Source organism: Brevundimonas pishanensis (assembly GCF_022750635.1).
Taxonomy (GTDB): Bacteria; Pseudomonadota; Alphaproteobacteria; order Caulobacterales; family Caulobacteraceae; genus Brevundimonas; species Brevundimonas pishanensis.
The window spans coordinates 287,097-306,049 of the sequence record NZ_JAJKBG010000003.1 but is presented as its reverse complement, the minus strand read 5'-3'; the positions used below and the strand labels follow the sequence as shown (position 1 = coordinate 306,049).

The following is an 18,953-nucleotide window of genomic DNA, read 5'->3' as shown; positions in this document are numbered from 1 at the left end:
CAGAGCATGGCTATAGGGTGATCTGTCCGCCGGTGCCAATGGTCTAGAGCGCCTTGACGATCCCCTCGACCATCTTCTTGGCGTCGGCGAACAACATCATGGTGTTGTCGCGGAAGAAGAGTTCGTTCTCCACCCCCGCATAGCCCGCCGCCATCCCGCGCTTGATGAACAGCACCGTGCCTGCCTTCTCCACGTCCAGAACCGGCATCCCGTAAATGGGGCTCTGCGGGTCGGTCTTGGCCGAAGGGTTCGTGACATCGTTTGCCCCGATGACGAAAGCCACGTCGGCCGAGGCGAACTCGGAGTTGATATCCTCCAGTTCGAAAACCTCGTCGTAGGGAACGTTGGCCTCGGCCAGCAGGACGTTCATATGCCCCGGCATACGGCCCGCGACAGGGTGGATGGCGTATTTCACCTCGACGCCTTCTTCCTTCAGCTTGTCTGCCATTTCACGAAGCGCGTGCTGGGCCTGCGCCACCGCCATTCCATAGCCGGGCACGATGATGACCTTGGAGGCGTTCTTCATGATGAAGGCGGCGTCTTCGGCACTGCCCTGTTTGACGGGGCGGGTTTCCACCTTGGCACCATCGCCGCCCGCAGCGGTCTCAGCACCGAAACCGCCGAGGATCACGCTGATGAAGCTGCGGTTCATGCCTTTGCACATGATGTAACTGAGGATCGCGCCTGACGAGCCGACCAAAGCGCCCGTGATGATCAGCGCGATGTTCTCCAACGTGAAGCCCAGCGCCGCTGCGGCCCAGCCGGAATAGGAGTTCAGCATCGACACCACGACAGGCATGTCCGCGCCGCCGATGGGTATGATCAGGGTAATGCCCAGTATCAGGCTAAGGGCAAACACGGCCCAGAAAGCCCAAACAGCTGTTCCGCCCGTGCCGATCAGAATACCGATCAGAAACACCAGACCCGCCGCCAGCCCCAGATTGATCAGGTGACGCGCGGGTAGAAGGATCGGCGAGCCACTCATATTGCCGTTCAGTTTGGCAAAGGCGATGACCGAACCGGTGAAGGTAATGGCACCGATGGCCACGCCGAGGCTCAACTCTACCAGCGACAGCGCCTTGATGCCGCCCGTAACTGTCTGAATGCCAAAGGCGTCGGGCGCATACACGGCCCCCACAGCCACCAGACAGGCCGCCATACCCACCAGCGAGTGAAAGGCTGCGACCAGTTGCGGCATGGCCGTCATCGGTACGCGGTTGGCGATGATCGCACCGGCACCCCCCCCGAGCACAACACCGCCCGCAATCAAAGCAAGTGTCAGAGGATCAAGCGCGCCCGTACTGGCCAGCAGCGCGAGCGTTACGCCTACAGCCAGCGCCATGCCCGCCATGCCGAGCATATTGCCACGGCGGCTCGTTTCCGGGCTGGACAAGCCACGGAGTGAGAGAATGAACAGCACACCCGAGACCAGATAGGCCAGTGCTGCGATGGATGCTTTCATACTCTCCCCCGTTTAGCTCCGGATCAGAAAACGTTGATAATGGCGGGCGCTCCGGTTGTGCCCTTGGCCACTGGCTTGCCGTCCTTGATCACGGCGACGCCGATATTCCCCTCGCCAGTTAGGCGGGTTAGGGTGCAGCTGCCGTTGTCGGTCGGCAGGTTGCCGATTTGCGGGCCCTTGCCCTCGCGCACCATGCGGTTCTGATAGACGCCACGGATAGTCACGGGACGGAAGCGGCACTCCAGACGCCACGTTGCATTGGCATCGGCGGCCACAGCCCACGGCAATCCACCCTTCAGGTCCTGTGCCACTTCAGCCGGTTGGGCCAGGGCAACAGAGCCAGCAATCAGGGTCAGTCCGGCGGCTACGATCGAAATTGCGGTCTTCATTACTCTCACTTGACGTCAATCAGGTTTTATAAAGATTTGGGTGCGGAACAGCCGCCACAAGGCAGCGCTTATGAACACTGGTCCGAGAAACACCAGAATCCAATCCCAAATATTCCACTCGCGCTCGCGCACGGCATACAGGGCCAACGTCGAGGCAAAGACGATCACCACGCCGCAGTCCTGATAGCGCATCCGGATGACCGGCGGGCATTTGCCGACCCAGCTCCACAGCCACAGACCCACGCCGTAGAGGGTCAGCGCACCGGACAGACCAATGGTGAAATCGGCCGGAGTCATCATGAGCGCTTGCGGCCCTTCAGATACCCTCGCGTCGCCAACGCGACCATCACAACGCCGCCTACGGTATAGCCGATGGCGGATACCTGATTGGCTGCCTGATATTCAGTCCAGCTTTGGAGCGCGAAAAACACAGCAACCAAGACAGGATAGCCAACCGACAAGGCGGCCTCGATGCCGCGACGCACCTTTGGCGGAAGCTTGCCGCTGAACAGCACCAGAACCAGTATCAGCCCTACGGCAACTGCCAAAAGGACCGTGATCCAGTGCGCGGCTGAAAAGCCAGAAATCATACTCAACGCTTATCCTTCTTGCGGTACATGGCCAGCATCCTGCGCGTGACCATGAAGCCGCCGAATATATTCACACTGGCCAAGGTCACAGCAGCAATCCCTGCTCCCTTGGCAATCCACGCATTCGCGCCGCCCGCCTCGCCTCCGCTGAATGCCGCAGCAGCCATCAGGCCACCGACGATAATCACCGACGAAATGGCATTGGTCACCGCCATCAACGGCGTGTGCAACGCAGGCGTTACACTCCAAACGACGTAATAGCCGACAAAGATAGCCAGCACGAAGATGGCTAGACGAAAGACGGTAGGGTCGACGTATTCCATCAGGCTATTCCTCTGTGTTCTTCTTTATCGAGCGCGAGTTACGTGAAGCAAATCAGTGGACGGCCATCCGCGCTCGTTTGCACGCTGTGGCTCATCCCTTGATGCCTTCATGGACCACTGCGCCTTTGTGGGTGACCACGGCGGCCTTAAGGATTTCGTCTTCCAGATCGACGGAGATTTCCCCGTCCTTGACCATCAGTCCGACGAAAGACGCCAGATTGCGGGCATAAAGCGCGCTGGCGTCGGCGGCGATGCGTCCGGCCAGATTGCTCCAGCCCACGATCTTCACGCCATTGGCCGTCGTGACAATCTCGTCGGGCTTGGAGCCGTCGACATTGCCGCCAGCCTCGACCGCCAGATCGACAATCACCGAACCTGCCTTCATCGAAGCCACATGCTCCGCTGTCACCAGTTTGGGCGCGGGGCGTCCGGGGATCAGAGCCGTCGTGATGACCACATCCTGTTTGATGATGTGATTGGCTGTCAGTTCGGCCTGTTTGGCCTGATACTCAGGCGACATCTGCTTGGCATAGCCGCCCGAGGTTTCAGCGGCTTTGAACTCTTCGTCCTCTACGGCAACAAACTTGGCCCCGAGGCTCTCGACCTGCTCCTTGGCCGCAGGGCGTACGTCAGTGGCCGTAACCACCCCGCCCAATCGACGAGCGGTAGCGATGGCTTGAAGCCCTGCGACACCCGCACCCATGACGAACACCTTGGCCGCCGCGACTGTGCCTGCCGCCGTCATCATCATCGGGAAGCCGCGCCCATAGGCATAGGCCGCTTCGATCACCGCACGATAGCCCGCCAGATTGGCCTGTGACGACAGCACGTCCATGACCTGCGCACGCGTGATGCGGGGAACGAACTCCATCGCAAAGGCCGTGGCGTTGGCCCCTCTCAACGCTTCGAGCGTTGCCTTCTCGCGATGGGCGTCCAGCATGGCCACCACTATCGCACCGGTTTTCAGTGCGCTGGTTTCCGAGGCGGTCGGCCCCCGCACCTTAAGCAGGATATCGGCACCAGCCAGCACAGCCGCCAGGTCGCCCGTAACCGTAGCTCCCGCCGCCTCATATTCCGCATCCGAGAAGGACGACCCCGTCCCAGTGCCGGCTTCTACGGTCACGGCAGCGCCCAGCGCCAGAAGCTTCTTCACCGTCTCCGGAGTGACGGCACAGCGCGTCTCTCCTTCGCGACGTTCACGCGTTACGGCGATGGCAACGGCCAAATTCCTGCTCCCGAAATCCCCATATCGATCAGTGTTAGATGAGATTGCTAAGGGATCAAGACTTGGAGCAACAAAAAAGCCCGCCGGAATACGGCGGGCTTTCAAGAAGCAAGCGGAATGCCGAAAGTCTTAGTGCTCGGCGGTCTTCTTGTCGCGCAGCATGACCACGCCGACCACCGTCACAACAGCGGCCGCGATGAAGCCGGCAACGAAGCCTGCGCCCACTGCGAACCAGACGACCAGCAGAACCAGAAGTGCCGAAATCGCGAGCGAGCACCACTTGGTCATGGCGATGAACAGCTCGAACATGTGCTTTTGCGCCGAGATTTCCATCTCGCCGTGGACGTGGTCGTGGGCGGTATCAGCGTGCGAGTCGGCCATGGGACTTCCGGTAAAATGAGTCAGGATTTGGATGCGTCTTATAGCGCCCGTTCAGACGGCTCAAGACCCTCGTTCAATCTAGCGTGGCCAGAACGTCGCGGGTGAAGCCTGCAATATCAAATCCTTTGCCTGCCGGATCCTCGCCACGACGGACAATGACCACACCGCGGCTAGGGACGATGACGACGTACTGTCCCCTGTTTCCGTTGGCGGCATAGGTGTCGGACGGCACACCCTCGGATTGGTTGAAGACCCAGAAGGTCGCGCCATAGCCAAAGTTACCGGTCGGCGGTTGGGGCCCCGAGGGCGTAGAGACGAACCGGCCCCATCCCTGCGGCAGAACCCGTTCTCCTTCCCAGACTCCGTCATTCAGATAGAGCTGCCCCAGTCGCGAGAGGTCGCGCGCGGTCGTCCAGACCTGTGACGACAGAACATAATGTCCGCGCCAATCCGTCTCGGCATAGGTTCGCGTCATGCCCAAGCGGTCGAACAATGCCGCCGGAGGGTTGGCGGCAAAACCGTCTTCGATGGCCATTACCGCCAACAGGGTATCGTTATTGGCATAGCGATAGGTGGAGCCAACGGGATGGAGCAGCGGCCAGTACGGAACCTGCTCGTCCACCGCGGTCCCGCCGAAATAGAGGGCGTCCGTTCGGTTACCTGCTGTATCGCTGGTCAAGCCGGACGACATACGCATCAGGCTTTCCAGCGTAATGGCTGCTCGCGGATCACCCGGCACTTGCCAGTTAGCGATGGGAGCCGGATCGGATACATTGATCTCGCCGCGCTGAACCGCCGCGCCGATCAGAGTACCGGCAATGCTTTTGGCAACAGACCAAGTGCGCTGTGGCGTGTTCGGTCCAAAGCCGTCTGCATAATCTTCGGCAATACGCTTGCCGTTCTGCAGAACGACCACACCGGTTGTGTTGGTCCCCGCGCCGTACCCTTGGTTCAGCGCGCTGTGGATCACGGACTTCAGCTTGGCTTCGTCACCGGCCACCGCCGCCACAGGCATGTCAGGCGCATGTGCGCGGCGGGCGACGGCAGGCAAAGCCGGGCCGGAAACATAACCCATGGGTTGGATCACGCAGCCCTGCCCCTCGCGATAGGTCGCCACGCGAGGTGGAGCCGCATCGTCCCACACTACCGAGACCTGCTGATCCGAAACCTGTGCTGTGAGGTGAGCGATGATCGGCTGAAGCTCGGGATAGATGCCCACAAGCTCGTTGCGCTCAATGCTTTCCAGCGTGCGCTGGCTGCCCGCCGCCTCGGCAGTCTTGAGGGCGCTACAGACCGTTAGCGCCTTGTACCCTGCCGCCAGAGCACGATGTTGCGCGGGATGCGAAGCAACCGCCTGCGGAACCTGGGCAATGACGGATGCGGGCAAGGCAAGGGCCGCCGCGACGCATAAAGAAAACAGGGCTTTCATAGGGTCGAGGTTTTCGCCCTAATCCCACCCTGTCAACGTTTATCGAACGTCAGTTCGCGCAGAGCGCTTCGAACTGATCGACCAGACCTTCGAGGCGCTTGGTGCCGATGGTCCAGAAGGCCGGATCTCGCGGGTTCAGTCCGAACGGTTCCAGCGCCTCGACATAGGTCTTCGACCCGCCATTGGCCAACAGCTCGCGGTACAGTGGCGTAAAGGCTTCGGGGTCCTTGGCCCGCGTCTCCATTAGCGCCGCAACCAGCAGATCACCGAACGCATAGGCGTACACATAGAAGGGCGAGTGGACGAAGTGGCTGACATAGGCCCACCAGTTCTCGTAGCCTTCAAGGTCAACCGCCGGACCAAGGCTGGCCGTCAGTTCCTCGGTCCAAATCTGGTTGATGCGTTCGACGGAGACTTCGCCCTTGGCGCGTTCATCGTGGAATCGGGTCTCGAAGCGGTGGAAGGCGATCTGGCGCACCACCGTGTTCAAACCATCCTCGATACGGCCCGCCAGCAGAGCGCGGCGGTCCTCGTCCGTCGCCTCGGCCAGCAGACGGTCGAACGTCAGACCCTCGGCAAAGATCGAAGCCGTCTCGGCCAGCGTCAGCGGCGTGTCGGCCAGCAGGCCACCCTGCCCCGCCGCCAGCGTCTGGTGAACGCCATGGCCCAGTTCGTGCGCCAGCGTCAGCACATCGCGGCGCTCACCCATCCAGTTCAGGAAAACATAGGGGTGGGCGCCCGCCGTCACAGGGTGCGAATAGGCCCCTGACTGCTTGCCCGCACGCGGACGCGCATCGATCCACGGACGATCAAAGAACCAGCCCGCCCGTTCGGCAAAGTCCCCGCCCAAATCGGCAAAGCTGCTGAGCACCAGCTCCTTGCCGCCCTTCCAGTCATAGGTCTTGGCACCGGCCTGACCCAGCGGGGCGTTGCGGTCCCAGTGGTTCAGCTTGTCCTTGCCCATCAGCTTGGCTTTGAGCGCGTAATAGCGGTGGGCGATGCGCGGATAGGCCTTGGCCACAGCCTCGGCCATGGCGTCCACCGATTCACCGTGAACCTCATTGGCCAGATGGCGGCTGTCCGCGGGGCGTTTGAAGCCGCGCTTCTTGTCCTCCAGCGCCTTTTCAGCGGCGATGGTGTTCAGCACCATACCCATGGTGCGGGTGATGCCGTTGAACGCCTCCGTCATGGCCTTGCCCGCGGCGGCACGCTTGGCCTCGTCCGTATCGGTCAGGCGGTTGAGGCCTTCGGACAAGGTCAGCTTCTCGCCGTCCACATCGGCCCGCAGTGCCGCCAGGGTCTCGTCGAACAGGCGCGACCACTGGGCTTGCAGCGGGCCGCGCTCGGCGATGAAGGTTTCCAGCTCTTCGGACAGTTCGTGCGGCTTCATGGCACGCAAACGGCGCAGCCACGGTGCCCAGCGGCGGGCTGGCTCAAAAGCCTCAAGCGCTGCCTTCACGGCCTCGTCTTCGAGTTGGTTGATTTCCAGCGTCACCCACACGGTCGGCGTGGCGATGGCAGTGATCTTTTCGCGCACATCGGCTTCAAAGCTCTGGGCCTGCGCATTTTCGCGGTCGGTCGAAGCGCCGAGGAAGGCAAATGCGCCCAGCGCCCCGAGGATCTCGCTGGCCTCTTCATAGGTGCGGATCACCTCGTCCAGCGCCAGACCCAACTCGGCACCCGACAGTGCGGTCAACTTGCCTTGATAGGTATTGAGCTGGTCCACCAGTGCACGGGCGCGATCCAGATCGGTCTGGATGCGAACATCCTCACGCGAGGCGTAGAGATCAGACAGGTCCCACAGCGGGGCGTCGGCGAATTCGGTCGGCTTGACGGGCGCGTTCATATCTATGTTTGTGAGGTCTGGATGCTGCGCTGACAAGGGTTACAGGGCATCATCCCTTGTGAGGCTGGCGTTCTGTGTCATGCTCCGCGCAAATATCGACCGGGGCACCACCATGGACCACCTGTTTTCACCGAATGCCAGACCGCGACTGGGGCGGCGGCGCGACGACGACGGGACAGGGCGGCTGATCTTCCGGTTGGCGGTAGGCCTGCTTCAGGGCGCATTGCTCTTCGGCCTTTACCGCGCGACCGAGTTTCGGGACACCAACACAGGCCCCCTAGCAGCGTGGGCGCTGGTCGCCTCATTCGCTCCGCCTGTCTGGCTTGCGGCAGTCGGTCAGATGCCCGTTCGGGCGACGGTCATCTGGGGCGTCATCGCTACGGCTATACTGGGCGGTTTGGGATTGGCCAGCGGGTTGATCGATAACGCCTACAGCTTCCCTGTCATGATGGTGTGCCTGCCCGCAGCCTTGTTCTGTGCGCATCACCTGATCGTGCCGGCTGTCCAGTCGGGCCAGATCGTCGCCCCCTATGCGAACTATTACGAGACGGCCTGGAAGGCAGGCATCCAGCTTGTGTTGGCGCTGATGTTCCTCGGCGTCTTCTGGCTCATCCTCTGGCTGGGTGCGGCCCTGTTCAACGCCATTGGCATAGGCGTCGTAGAAGACATTATAGAGAACAAGGCATTCGTATTCTTTGCCTCGTCTCTGGTGTTCGCGCTGGGCGTGGAACTCACCGATGTGCGCGAAGGCCTGACGCAGGGTATCCGCACGGTCGCGCTGACCTTGCTTTCGTGGCTGCTGCCCGTCGCCGTGCTTTTGGCCAGCGCCTTTCTGATCGCACTGCCTATCGCAGGCTTTTCCAAGCTCAATACCTCGCTCAGCCCCGCAGGGCTGATGCTGGCTTCGTCTGCGGGCCTGATTATCCTGATCAACACTGTCTATCAGGACGGGACCGAACACCTGTCCGGATCTGGCATGCTGCGCATCATTATGCGCGTGGGCTGTGTGTTGCTGCTGCCGATGACCCTGTTCGCGCTATGGGCCGTTGGGGTGCGCATCGGCCAATATGGCCTGACGGTCGAGCGCGTGATCGCTATTACCGGCGCGGTGATCGGGCTGATGTACGCCTTGGGGTATGTCGCCGCACAGTTCGTGGGCGCGGGACGCAGTGAAGGCTGGCTGCCGCTATTGGAGCGCACCAATGTGGCTGTGGGAGCGGTAACTGCCGCGACCTTGCTGGCCTATTCGACGCCTTGGCTGAACCCGATGCAGCTATCGATCAACAGCCAGCTTTCGCGCTTGAAGTCGCCGACCCTTGATGCGGACGACATTCCCTATCGCTGGCTTGGCTGGCAGTCCGGCGCGCGAGGCCGTGCGGCGCTCGAGGAACTGGCCAAATCCGAGGACGCAGAAATCGCCAAACGCGCCACCGCGGCGCTAGACAATCGCTATACGCAGGTCAACCAGCCCGACCAGCCCTCTCGCATCGTGTTCTATCCCGAGGGCACCAAAGCCCCGGAAGGCTTCCCGCCACCCAATATCTGCACGGCACAAGAGTGCGCGGCGCGCCTTCTGGATGTGGACAGCGATGGCACACCGGAGGTCGTCGTGAACTATAATGGCTCAGGCTTTGGCGTGTACAAACGGGACAGCGAAGCTAACTGGAAGCGCGTTGGCATGTACCAACCCCGCGATCCATGCCGGTCGATCCCCGGAGACGGCGAAAAAATAAAATTGACCGAGCCGAAACTGTTACCGCCCTTTGGCCCCGTTCCGATGGAGCTGGACGGTAAGGTGTTTGATTTCGCGGTAGAACACGATTGCAGCGCAACCTCTCGTTAAGCTTAGCCATTAACTTAGCTAGTGTTTTTGGGAAACCCGTTCTTCATTAGTGCCGTTTAGAGACAGGAACATCAGTGACCGTTCCTCGTCAAAATAAGACGGCACTAAGTGATGTGAGGGGTGTCTACCCATGGCCAAGACCGTTCTGGTTGTCGACGATGATCCGACCCAGCGCCGCCTGATTCAGGCGGTTCTGGAGCGTGAAGGTTATGCCGTCGTCCACGCCGAAAATGGTGGCGAAGCCATCGACCGCCTGACCAAGGGCGGTGGTGCCGATGTGGTGCTGCTTGACCTTGTCATGCCCGGCGGTCCGTCGGGCCTCGAGACGCTGGCCGAACTGCGCACGGCGGGGGTGAACATCCCTGTCATCGTGCTGACGGCCAATGGCGGTATCGAAACCGTCGTCCGCGCCATGCAGGCCGGTGCGCAGGACTTCTTCATCAAGCCCGTCGGTCCCGAGCGCCTTCTGGTTGGCGTGCGCAACGCCCTGCAGATGACGCAGCTCACCGCCGAGATCGGTCGCCTGAAGAAGCGCACCACCGGCCGCACCAGCTTTGACGACATCGTCGGCGACAGCCCGCCGATGCGCATGGTCAAGGCCCTAGGATCCCGCGCCGCCAAGTCGTCCATTCCCGTTCTGATCACCGGGGAAAGCGGCGTCGGTAAGGAAGTCATCGCCCGTGCCCTGCACGGTGCTAGCCCCCGCGCGGGCAAGCCGTTCATCGCGGTCAACTGCGGTGCGCTGCCGGCGAACCTCGTTGAGTCCATCCTGTTCGGCCACGAAAAGGGTGCCTTCACCGGAGCCCATGAAAAGCACGCCGGCAAGTTCGTAGAGGCCAATGGCGGCACGTTGTTCCTCGATGAAATCGGCGAACTGCCGCTGGATATCCAGGTCAAACTGCTGCGCGCCCTACAGGAAGGCGAAGTCGATCCGGTGGGCGGCAAGCGTCCCGTGAAGGTCGACGTGCGTATCGTCTCGGCGACCAACCGCGATCCGGCCCAGCAGGTAAAGGAAGGGGCATTCCGCGAAGACCTTTTCTATCGCCTGAACGTCTTCCCGATCGAGGCCCCTGCCCTTCGCGAGCGCCGCGAGGACATTCCCGCCCTGATCGACCACTTCATCACCCGCTTCAATATCGAAGAGAGCAAGCGCATCGTCGGCTGTTCGCCGGAGACGATGGCCCTGCTGCAGGCCTATGACTGGCCGGGCAACGTGCGCCAGTTGGAGAACACCATCTATCGCGCGCTGGTGTTGGCCGATTCTCCGATGTTGCAGCCGCACGACTTCCCGGCAATCTCGGGCGTTGCGGCTCCGTTGGATGCTCCGGTCGCGGTCATGGAAGGCCCTGACGGCGAAGCCCTCTCAACCGCGACCGAAACGGCTCAAAGCTCATCTCCCGCGCCCGATAGCCCGATCCGCATTACCGACGAGCGCGGCCACGTCCGCACGCTGGAAGAGATCGAGCGCGATCTAATCCAGCATGCCATCGAAGTCTATTCCGGCCACATGTCGGAAATCGCCCGCCGTCTCGGCATTGGTCGCTCGACCCTGTACCGCAAGGTTCGCGAACAGGGCCTTGAGGACCACATTAAGGAAGCGGGCTAACCGCTAACCTCCCCGAACCTTCAAACCGGTTCCGGCCCGTAGCGGTTGGGACCGGTTTTTCCTTTGAGGGCCAGTACGATCACCAGCGCAATCAAGGACAGCTGACCCAGCATTAGAACAAGAAAGTTCAGCATGAAGGTGATCATGAATGACGGGTCGCCGGTTGCGTCGGTCAACATCGAGGCCAACATTCGCATCCAGAACACGATGCCCACGCCATAAAGCGCCAAGGGAATTAGGGCCCAGCGCCCCGACAAGCCACGGTCATGAAGCCTGCGCGTGACCGCCGCAGCCAGCAACAGCGCAACGACAACCAGCATGATGGCCAAAGGCACCAGCATCCCGCTGTAATCCATCGGCGGCATCCCTGCCGGATCATGGATGACGACATGGACGTTGGTGGCAGAACGGTAAACGCTCGCCTTGTCAGGGTTCGCTTCAGCAAAGGCCAGCGTCTGGTCGAACTGCTGGAGCATGGCCGGAACAATGGCGACAGTCGTCAGAACCATGCTGACCGCCATGATCACCCCTGCATAGGGCCAAAACTCGGATCGACGATCACGACCCTGAAAATCCCGCAGCTTTTTGAAGCCCCTGGCAATACTGTTCATCAACATTCCCCCTTCGCGACATGTGACATTGTTCTCTGATTTGGAGCAAGCAGCGAAGCATGCTGAAACCTTTGCCATTGTTGAGATGAGGAGGGGTTTTGAAACAATCAGCCTACACCGTCATGGCCGCCGCGTTGGTGCTCTGCGCCTGTGGCCAGTCACCGCAATCCGCAACCGGTGAGACCGCTGCACAGCCCGCTTTGGCTCTTCCTGCAAGTTGCGAGGGACACCCCCTTCTGCCCGCAATGCCCGACGCCGTAGCCATCGGCGGCAAGCCGGTCACGGCGATCAACTGCGAAGCCTACTCCGTGGAGATGGTGTGGGGCGAAGCCGGTAGCAGCACCTCAATCATCCTCGTCGATTCCCAAGGCCCCCTCGGAGACGTGCCCGCAGGCATGGCGCAGATGGCAGAGATGGGACGCACCCTGCCCCTTCAAGCCGCCAAGACGGCGCTACAGATGACCGCAGGTGTCGAGGAGATGGCCAAGGCTGCCCCCGCCGCGCTGGCAGAAATGGGCGGTCCCGATTTCCTGTCCTCCGTAAAGGAAGACAACGGCCTGCGTTACGCTATCGAGGTCGAAGCCAAGGACACTGGCGGCAAGGTCGGCACCCTGATCGGCACGGTCAAAGACCGCTACGCCCTGACGATGAATATTGAGCAGGACAACCTTGTGGGTCTGGCTGCGGGGGAAGCGGCCTATGCGCCGTTCCTGAACGCCATGAGCGTTGGGAAGCTGCCGTAAGACTATTCGTCGTTGATATCGCGCGAGGGGTACGGTTTGCGTGCCCCTCGTTTTCGTTGTGGCGGGCCGTTGTCCTCGCCAATAGCCTTTTTGGCAATCTCTTTAAGCTTACGCCCCTGCATCGCCGACAGAGCCTGACCGGGGCCACCCAGTTCGGGATCGCCAAAGGCTCGGCCGTGTTCTTTCACCCGCTCGCTGACCGAGGTGAGGAACTCGTCCTCCCATTCGGACAGCGAAACGCCCGCCTTCTCAGCAGAGCGGCGGGCGCGTTTCAGAGCGTTCAAGGCCGCCCGCTGGGCAGCCTTGCGCTGTAACTCATAGGGACTGGGTGGCGGCTTTCGTTTCAAGCGCGTCGCCAAGGCCCAAGGGGCTTAAACTTCGCCCAGAGCCGACAGGTACAGGTCGAGGATTGCTTCCTCTTCCTGACGCTTGGCGCGGTCCTGCTTACGGATGCGGATGACCTTGCGCAGGACCTTCACGTCATAGCCCTCGCCCTTGGCCTCGGCGAAGACCTCCTTCATGTCTTCCATGACGGCTTTCTTGTCTTCTTCGAGGCGCTCGATGCGCTCGATGATGGTGCGTAGACGGCCTTGGGCCGCGGCGGTCATGACGTCTGGGTTTTCGAAGGATGCGTCGTCCAAGGTGGACCTCCGGCGATCTCGGGAAAGGAAAGATTGGCTGGCGACTAATCACGCCCGCGCCGTCGGCTCAACCCACAGATTCGAAAAACACCGTAGCGGATTCGCTGTGACGTGATTCCACCCACGAAAAAGGCCATGGACCGGAGCCCATGGCCTTGTGGAACTGTGTGTCCACCAACTAGACATCCGCAGCTTCGTAAGAAGCGGCGGCGTCACGCGTTCCTCAGCCTTGCTTGGCTTTGAAGCGCGGATCGGTCTTGTTGATCACGTACAGAACGCCCTTGCGGCGAACGATTTTGCAGTCGCGGTGGCGACCCTTGAGCGACTTCAGCGAGCTACGGACCTTCATGGTCGGACGTCCCGTATGATTGGAGGCCCGTGAGGGCGGAAAAATAACGAAGCCGCGAGCAAACCCGCGGCGGAGCGGTGCCTATAGAGAGCTATGGCCGCGACGTCAACACCGGACGCCTTTTTACAAAGTCCCCGAAGGCGGTGAAATCACCATATCTGCGGGAATTGCGCCGGAAGTTTAACGCGCATTAAGTCTTTTCACGGAAACCCCTTTTCCTTTCGCGCACTTGTGAGTGGTCGAGAATTTTGAGGACGTTACCCTAGTGTTCATGCGTATTACCCTCCGCCTGATGTTGGTGGCATCGGTTGCAGCCTGCACACCTATGGTGCCCGTGACCGCTCCCGCCCCCACTGCCCCCCCGCAGTCCGGAACGCCCGTCGCCCCGCCGGCAGAGCCCACGAACACGACACCAGCGGCCCAAACGGACCTCAGCGGTGCTTATGACGCCGTCAGCTTTGACCAGTGGCGCAATGGCTTTCTTGATCGCCACGGTGGCAACCGTCGTTGGGAGTACGCCCGTGAATTGGAGGGTCTGACCCCCAATGCCAGCGTGATCCGACTGGATCGCAACCAACCCGAATTCTCGCGTCCGGCCGGCACCTATATCCAGAACGCCACCGCGCCCTCACGAATCGCCATGGCTCGCCAGCGCGTAGACCGCGTGCCGTGGTCTGTGCCGCAACGATTCGGCGTGCCTACCGAGATCCTGCTCGGCATCTGGGCGCAGGAAAGCGCCTTCGGTGCCGTTCAGGGCGACTTTGACGTCATTCGCTCTCTGGCCACCCTTGCCTATGATGGCCGCCGCCGCGCCTGGGCCGAGGAGCAACTGAAATACGCGCTTGATATCGTTGTGGACGGGAAGCGAGACCGCGCGGGCCTGAAAGGCAGCTGGGCCGGAGCCATGGGCCAGACCCAGTTCATGCCGGACAACTATCTGAAGCTGGGCGTCGACCAGAACGAAGACGGAAAGGTCGACATCTGGGGTTCGGACGCAGACGCTCTGGCTTCCGCAGCCAACCTGCTGGCGCAAGCGGGCTGGAAGCGTGGTCAGGGCTGGGCCTATGAAGTCATCCTGCCGTCCAACTTCGACTACACCGAAGCCGAAGGTCCCAAGCATCCGTGGTCGTATTGGCAATCGCGTGGCGTTCGTCTGGCCAACAACCAGCAACTCAACGAAGCCGAAATGGCCGAGGGCGCGACCATCCTGCTGCCACAGGGCGCACGCGGTCCGGTATTTCTGGCCCTGCCCAACCACTATGTCATCCGCCGCTATAACAACTCGGTCAGCTATGCGCTGGCCATCGGCATGATTGCCGACGGCGTGACCGGCAAGCCGGGCCTGACGGCGACTTGGCCCAACGACGGTCCCTTGACCCGCGAACAGCGTGTCGGTGCCCAGACCGCCCTGACGAAGATGGGGTACGACACCCAAGGCGTCGACGGCGTAATCGGTGCCAACACCCGCGCTGCCCTGCGCCGCTGGCAGGCCGCTAACGGCCGTGTCGCTGATGGCTATTTGACTGATACGCTGGCCGAAGAACTCATTCGCCGCGCACGCTGATCGGCATAGAGGCCCGCTCCCACCGGAGCGGGTCTTTTGTTTGCTGCGGGCATCGGATGATCGGCCTTGCTCGCCGGACTTGCCGCATCATTCCTTTTGGTGCCGTTGGCAGCAGCACAGGTCCGCGATGTAGAGGTGAGCATTCCTGCGGGTGGTGCTGTGCTGGCCGGCGCCACATGGGCCTGCTGGCAGAAGCTCTGGCGGCAAAAGTCATTGCGACGGTACGGGTGGACAACTCGGGCGTGGGCCAGTCCACCGGCGAACGCATCCAGCATTTCAAACAGCGCAACGAATAGCTGGATAATGAATTCGCCGCGCGGAAGGTGAACTACCCCATAGACAGGACGGCGTTTTTAACTGAGCTTCAGCTTATGAAAATCGCCGTTCTCACCCTCGATGGCTTCAACGAGCTGGATTCCTTTATCGCAGCCGGAATCCTCAACCGCATGCGCGCAAAGGGGTGGGAGGCACTGATTACCACCCCGACCCCGCAGGTCACCTCCATGAACGGGGTCACCATTACCGGTCAGAGGGGTCTGGAGTTTCTGCCCGAGGCCGATGCCGTGCTGGTGGGGAGCGGTATCAAGACGCGCGACTATGCGGCGGATGCCGACTTCCTTGCCTCGCTACATATGGATCCGTCGCGGCAATTCATCGGTGCGCAGTGTTCGGGCACGCTACTGCTGGCCAAGCTGGGCCTGATCGGCACCCTGCCCGCCTGCACGGACCTTACGACCAAGCCATGGGTCGTCGAGGCTGGCGTGAATGTAATTGAGGCCCCCTTTGTCGCTCACGGGCGCGTGGCAACGGCGGGCGGCTGTATGGCGTCGCAATATCTTGCGGCCTGGATGATCGCATCTATGGCAACGATGAAGGACGCCGAGGAAGCCATCTTCTATGTGGCCCCCGTGGGCGAAAAGCAGACCCATGTGGATCTGGCGATGAACGCCATCTCCCCCTTCATCCAGCCATCTTCACAGGCGGCCTGAAATAAAAAACCCCGCTGTTGCCAGCGGGGTTTTTCAAATCTGCATTCCAGCAGGCCTAAGGCCTTTCCGGAGAAGCGGGCTTAGGCCGCTTGCAGTTGACCGGCCGAGGTCTTGCCCGAGCGCTGGTCGCGCTCCAGCTCGTACGACACGGCTTGACCTTCATTCAGGCCATTCATGCCTGCACGCTCAACTGCCGAGACGTGAACGAACACGTCGCCGCCGCCTTGGTCAGGAGCGATGAAACCAAAACCTTTAGTCGGGTTGTACCACTTGACGATACCAGTAGCCATTTGAATGACCTCCGTAGAAAGAAATCGTCAGAAAACATTTCTGAGGACTGTCGGGGTCTAGGGGAACGGTAGATCTCAATGCGAACAAAGAAGATAGAGCGTTGCGCAGAGATTTTCGACAAAACCAAGATGCGCCTTTTTGATTTTTATTCAAGTGCCAAATCGAAAATAAATAAGTCGCGACAAGAAATACCTTTCGTCATTCCGCCAAAATCCCCAGCATTTCTAGGAAATCAGCCCTCAAAAACTTGAGCACAAAAAAGATAAAGCCCCGCGGTTTTCACCACGGGGCTTCAACTTTTCTTGGGGCAACAAGCTTAGCCCTTCACGCGCCACGTCGCGCCGGTGGGGCCATCCATGACCACGACGTCGAGCTCGTTGAGACGATCCCGAATGCGGTCCGCCTCGGCCCAGTTCTTTTCAGCACGGGCGGCAGCGCGTTGCTCCAGCAGGGCTTCGACCTCAACCTTCAGGGCATCGTCACCACCGGTGAACCACTGCTCGGGCGTCATGGACAACACACCGAGCAGATCAGCACCTTCGCGCAGGCTCCAGCGGGCCATGGCCAAATCATTGATGTCGGCCTCGGCATCGTTCAGCAGGTCGCGCAGTGCATTCCCCAGAGCGAACAACTGGGCAATGGCACCGGGCGTGTTCAGGTCGTCGTCCAGCGCATCGAGCAACGGATTCAACTCCTGCTCGGCCAACTCCATTTCCGGCTCTTCGAGCGTGTCGTAGTCGAAGTCGCTCAGCTTGGCGTCGGCATCGCGCAGCACGCCGTACAGACGGTCTAGGTTCTTGCGCGACTGTTCCAGCAGGTTCTGGTTCCAGTCCAGCGGTTGGCGATAGTGGGCACTCAGCAGGGCCCAACGCACAACCTCGCCCGGCATGGCCTTCACAAGGTTGTTCAGCAGCAGGACGTTGCCGATCGACTTGGACATCTTCTCGGCGTCCACCGTCAGGAAGCCGTTGTGCATCCAGTAGCGGGCGTATTCATCGTGCGCGTGGTCGGCATGTGCATGACCGTGGGCGCAGACGCCCTGCGCGATTTCGTTCTCGTGGTGCGGGAAGGCCAGATCGATACCGCCGCCGTGGATGTCGATCGGTAGGCCGAGGTTCTTCTCGATCATAGCCGAGCATTCGATGTGCCAGCCCGGACGTCCCTCGCCCCACGGAGATGCCCAAGACGGCTCGTCCTTCTTGGACGGCTTCCACAGCACGAAGTCGTGCGGGTTCTTCTTATAGGGAGCCACTTCCACGCGGGCACCGGCGATCATGTCATCCAGATTGCGGCCCGACAGAGCGCCATAGGAGGGATAGGACGACACATCAAACAGCACATGTCCCTCGGCAGCATAGGCGCAGCCGCTGTCGATGATGGCCTGAATCTGCTGGATGATCGCATCCATATGGTCGGTCACGTGCGGGGCCATGTCCGGCGGCGATACGTTCAGCAGCGCCATGTCCGACAAATAGGCTGCTTCATAGCGCGAGGTGACTTCGCCGATAGCGACGCCTTCCTTGGCGGCCTTGGCGTTGATCTTGTCGTCCACGTCGGTGACGTTGCGCGCATAGATCACCTTGTCCTCGCCATAGGTCTTGCGCAGCAGACGGACCAGCACGTCGAACACCACCGGCGGGCGCGCATTGCCGATGTGGGCATAGTCGTAAACGGTCGGACCACACACATAGAGTGTCACCCGGTTCGGATCGCGCGGCTCGAACAGGCGCTTTTCACGGCGCAGGGTGTCATAGATATGCAGGGCCATTGTATAAAAGTCTTTGTGCGAGTTTTCTTGCAGGACGTACCAAACGTCCCATATAGCGGCCTGATAAACAGTCCGCGCGTCCTGATAAACCATTAGGGGTGCGGTAGTCGCCTATATTCACGGGACGCAAACGCGTCCCCCTCGGAAACGATCTTCATGACCACGCCCGCCAAGCCCGTTCTCGCCGCCAATGAAGGCGCTATCGTGCGCCCCAGCCGCGAACAGGCGCTGGAGGCCGTGCGCACCCTGATCGCGTGGGCTGGCGACAACCCTGATCGTCCGGGCCTGATCGACACGCCAAAGCGCGTGGTTGATGCCTATGGCGAATGGTTCGACGGTTACGACGCGGACGCCTCCAAGGAACTGTCGCGCACGTTCGAGGACGTGACCGGCTATGACGACATGGTCATCCTCAAGGAGATCGAGGTCGAGAGCCACTGCGAGCACCACCTTGCCCCGTTCCTCGGCAAGGCATGGGTCGCCTATATTCCGGGCGAAAAGGTTGTCGGCATTTCCAAGCTCGCCCGCGTCGTCGAAATCTTCGCCCGCCGCCTGCAAAATCAGGAAACCCTGACCAACGACATCATCGAGGCGATCGAACAGCACCTGCAGCCCAAAGGCGTGGCAGTCATGGTCGATGCGGCCCACCAGTGCATGACCACCCGTGGCGTGCATCACCGCCACGTCACAACCGTAACGACGCGTTTCACCGGCGTATTCAAACAGGATAACGCTCTGGTCGAGCGATTCCTGAAGCTGGCTAAGGGCTGATTCAGGCTTCTATTTCGCAGACCGGCGGTTTGCGTACCGCGTTCAAGGGGATGAATTCATTCGCTGTGCGAAGTTTCACCCCCTAATTTCGCAAGCTTATTTCGTCCTGTGACGTTTTGGGCCGAAAGACGG

The 18,953-nt window shown here is 60.9% G+C and carries 21 protein-coding genes; 6 read left to right on the top strand and 15 right to left on the bottom strand.

What is annotated here, in order from left to right; all coding sequences use genetic code 11:
• Nucleotides 1-43 precede the first annotated feature (43 nt).
• From LOX95_RS07830 to LOX95_RS07790, 9 genes are all read right to left on the bottom strand, one after another.
• Nucleotides 44-1,462 carry an NAD(P)(+) transhydrogenase (Re/Si-specific) subunit beta gene (locus LOX95_RS07830; RefSeq protein ID WP_242913914.1) on the bottom strand — a complete coding sequence of 473 codons (1,419 nt, stop codon included), beginning with the start codon at nt 1,460-1,462 and terminating at the stop codon, nt 44-46.
• A gap of 23 nt (nt 1,463-1,485) precedes the next feature.
• On the bottom strand, nt 1,486-1,851 hold the full coding sequence (locus tag LOX95_RS07825; protein ID WP_242913913.1) for a hypothetical protein: 366 nt from the start codon (nt 1,849-1,851) through the stop codon (nt 1,486-1,488).
• 15 nt (nt 1,852-1,866) lie between these two features.
• A complete protein-coding gene (locus LOX95_RS07820; RefSeq protein WP_242913912.1) occupies nt 1,867-2,148 on the bottom strand; it encodes a hypothetical protein in 282 nt (93 codons plus the stop codon).
• Nucleotides 2,148-2,447, bottom strand: a complete 300-nt coding sequence (locus tag LOX95_RS07815) for a hypothetical protein (protein WP_242913911.1) — start codon at nt 2,445-2,447, stop codon at nt 2,148-2,150. Before LOX95_RS07815 ends, LOX95_RS07820 begins: the two co-directional genes overlap by 1 nt.
• Nucleotides 2,444-2,764 (bottom strand): NAD(P) transhydrogenase subunit alpha part 2, encoded by a 321-nt coding sequence (locus LOX95_RS07810; protein ID WP_242913910.1) that lies wholly within the window; start codon nt 2,762-2,764, stop codon nt 2,444-2,446. Before LOX95_RS07810 ends, LOX95_RS07815 begins: the two co-directional genes overlap by 4 nt.
• Before the next feature lie 91 nt (nt 2,765-2,855).
• Complete coding sequence (locus tag LOX95_RS07805; protein WP_242913909.1) at nt 2,856-3,989, bottom strand: Re/Si-specific NAD(P)(+) transhydrogenase subunit alpha; 1,134 nt, start codon at nt 3,987-3,989, stop codon at nt 2,856-2,858.
• A gap of 129 nt (nt 3,990-4,118) precedes the next feature.
• Nucleotides 4,119-4,370 (bottom strand): aa3-type cytochrome c oxidase subunit IV, encoded by a 252-nt coding sequence (locus LOX95_RS07800; protein WP_242913908.1) that lies wholly within the window; start codon nt 4,368-4,370, stop codon nt 4,119-4,121.
• 73 nt (nt 4,371-4,443) lie between these two features.
• Nucleotides 4,444-5,757, bottom strand: coding sequence for a serine hydrolase domain-containing protein (locus LOX95_RS07795; RefSeq protein ID WP_242913907.1), 1,314 nt, complete (start codon nt 5,755-5,757; stop codon nt 4,444-4,446).
• Between the two features lie 91 nt (nt 5,758-5,848).
• A complete protein-coding gene (locus tag LOX95_RS07790) occupies nt 5,849-7,645 on the bottom strand; it encodes a M3 family oligoendopeptidase (RefSeq protein ID WP_242913906.1) in 1,797 nt (598 codons plus the stop codon).
• Nucleotides 7,646-7,724: 79 nt separating this feature from the next.
• Between LOX95_RS07790 and LOX95_RS07785 the strand changes: the two genes are divergently transcribed.
• Nucleotides 7,725-9,488: a DUF4153 domain-containing protein gene (locus LOX95_RS07785; RefSeq protein ID WP_242913905.1), complete on the top strand. Its 1,764-nt coding sequence runs from the start codon at nt 7,725-7,727 to the stop codon at nt 9,486-9,488.
• A 130-nt stretch (nt 9,489-9,618) separates the two neighbouring features.
• Nucleotides 9,619-11,094: a sigma-54-dependent transcriptional regulator gene (locus LOX95_RS07780; protein WP_242913904.1), complete on the top strand. Its 1,476-nt coding sequence runs from the start codon at nt 9,619-9,621 to the stop codon at nt 11,092-11,094.
• 20 nt (nt 11,095-11,114) lie between these two features.
• Here LOX95_RS07780 and LOX95_RS07775 read toward each other — a convergent pair whose 3' ends face one another.
• Complete coding sequence (locus LOX95_RS07775; RefSeq protein ID WP_242913903.1) at nt 11,115-11,705, bottom strand: DUF805 domain-containing protein; 591 nt, start codon at nt 11,703-11,705, stop codon at nt 11,115-11,117.
• A 98-nt stretch (nt 11,706-11,803) separates the two neighbouring features.
• Here LOX95_RS07775 and LOX95_RS07770 point away from each other — a divergent pair, with 98 nt between their 5' ends.
• A complete protein-coding gene (locus LOX95_RS07770) occupies nt 11,804-12,448 on the top strand; it encodes a hypothetical protein (RefSeq protein WP_242913902.1) in 645 nt (214 codons plus the stop codon).
• 2 nt (nt 12,449-12,450) lie between these two features.
• On the opposite strand, the gene LOX95_RS07765 is transcribed toward LOX95_RS07770, so the two are convergent.
• The 3 genes from LOX95_RS07765 to ykgO all read right to left on the bottom strand — a co-directional run bounded on the left by LOX95_RS07765 (nt 12,451) and on the right by ykgO (nt 13,438).
• The gene (locus tag LOX95_RS07765; RefSeq protein ID WP_242913901.1) at nt 12,451-12,795 is read right to left on the bottom strand and encodes a hypothetical protein; all 345 of its coding nucleotides are present in this window, start codon (nt 12,793-12,795) and stop codon (nt 12,451-12,453) included.
• Nucleotides 12,796-12,819: 24 nt separating this feature from the next.
• Entirely contained in the window at nt 12,820-13,089 is a 270-nt protein-coding gene (gene gapR / locus LOX95_RS07760) for a nucleoid-associated protein GapR (protein WP_461343633.1), read from the bottom strand.
• A 223-nt stretch (nt 13,090-13,312) separates the two neighbouring features.
• Entirely contained in the window at nt 13,313-13,438 is a 126-nt protein-coding gene (gene ykgO, locus LOX95_RS07755) for a type B 50S ribosomal protein L36 (RefSeq protein WP_003165750.1), read from the bottom strand.
• A 271-nt stretch (nt 13,439-13,709) separates the two neighbouring features.
• On the opposite strand from ykgO, the gene LOX95_RS07750 reads away from it, so the two are divergent.
• Both LOX95_RS07750 and LOX95_RS07745 read left to right on the top strand, forming a co-directional pair.
• Nucleotides 13,710-15,002, top strand: coding sequence for a lytic murein transglycosylase (locus LOX95_RS07750; protein WP_242913900.1), 1,293 nt, complete (start codon nt 13,710-13,712; stop codon nt 15,000-15,002).
• Nucleotides 15,003-15,373: 371 nt separating this feature from the next.
• Complete coding sequence (locus tag LOX95_RS07745) at nt 15,374-15,991, top strand: DJ-1/PfpI family protein (protein ID WP_242913899.1); 618 nt, start codon at nt 15,374-15,376, stop codon at nt 15,989-15,991.
• 80 nt (nt 15,992-16,071) lie between these two features.
• Here LOX95_RS07745 and LOX95_RS07740 read toward each other — a convergent pair whose 3' ends face one another.
• Nucleotides 16,072-16,281, bottom strand: coding sequence for a cold-shock protein (locus LOX95_RS07740; protein WP_242913898.1), 210 nt, complete (start codon nt 16,279-16,281; stop codon nt 16,072-16,074).
• Between the two features lie 317 nt (nt 16,282-16,598).
• Nucleotides 16,599-18,050 carry a cysteine--tRNA ligase gene (cysS, locus tag LOX95_RS07735; protein ID WP_242913897.1) on the bottom strand — a complete coding sequence of 484 codons (1,452 nt, stop codon included), beginning with the start codon at nt 18,048-18,050 and terminating at the stop codon, nt 16,599-16,601.
• Between the two features lie 156 nt (nt 18,051-18,206).
• Between cysS and folE the strand changes: the two genes are divergently transcribed.
• Nucleotides 18,207-18,821, top strand: a complete 615-nt coding sequence (folE, locus tag LOX95_RS07730) for a GTP cyclohydrolase I FolE (protein ID WP_242913896.1) — start codon at nt 18,207-18,209, stop codon at nt 18,819-18,821.
• The last annotated feature ends 132 nt before the right edge of the window (nt 18,822-18,953 follow it).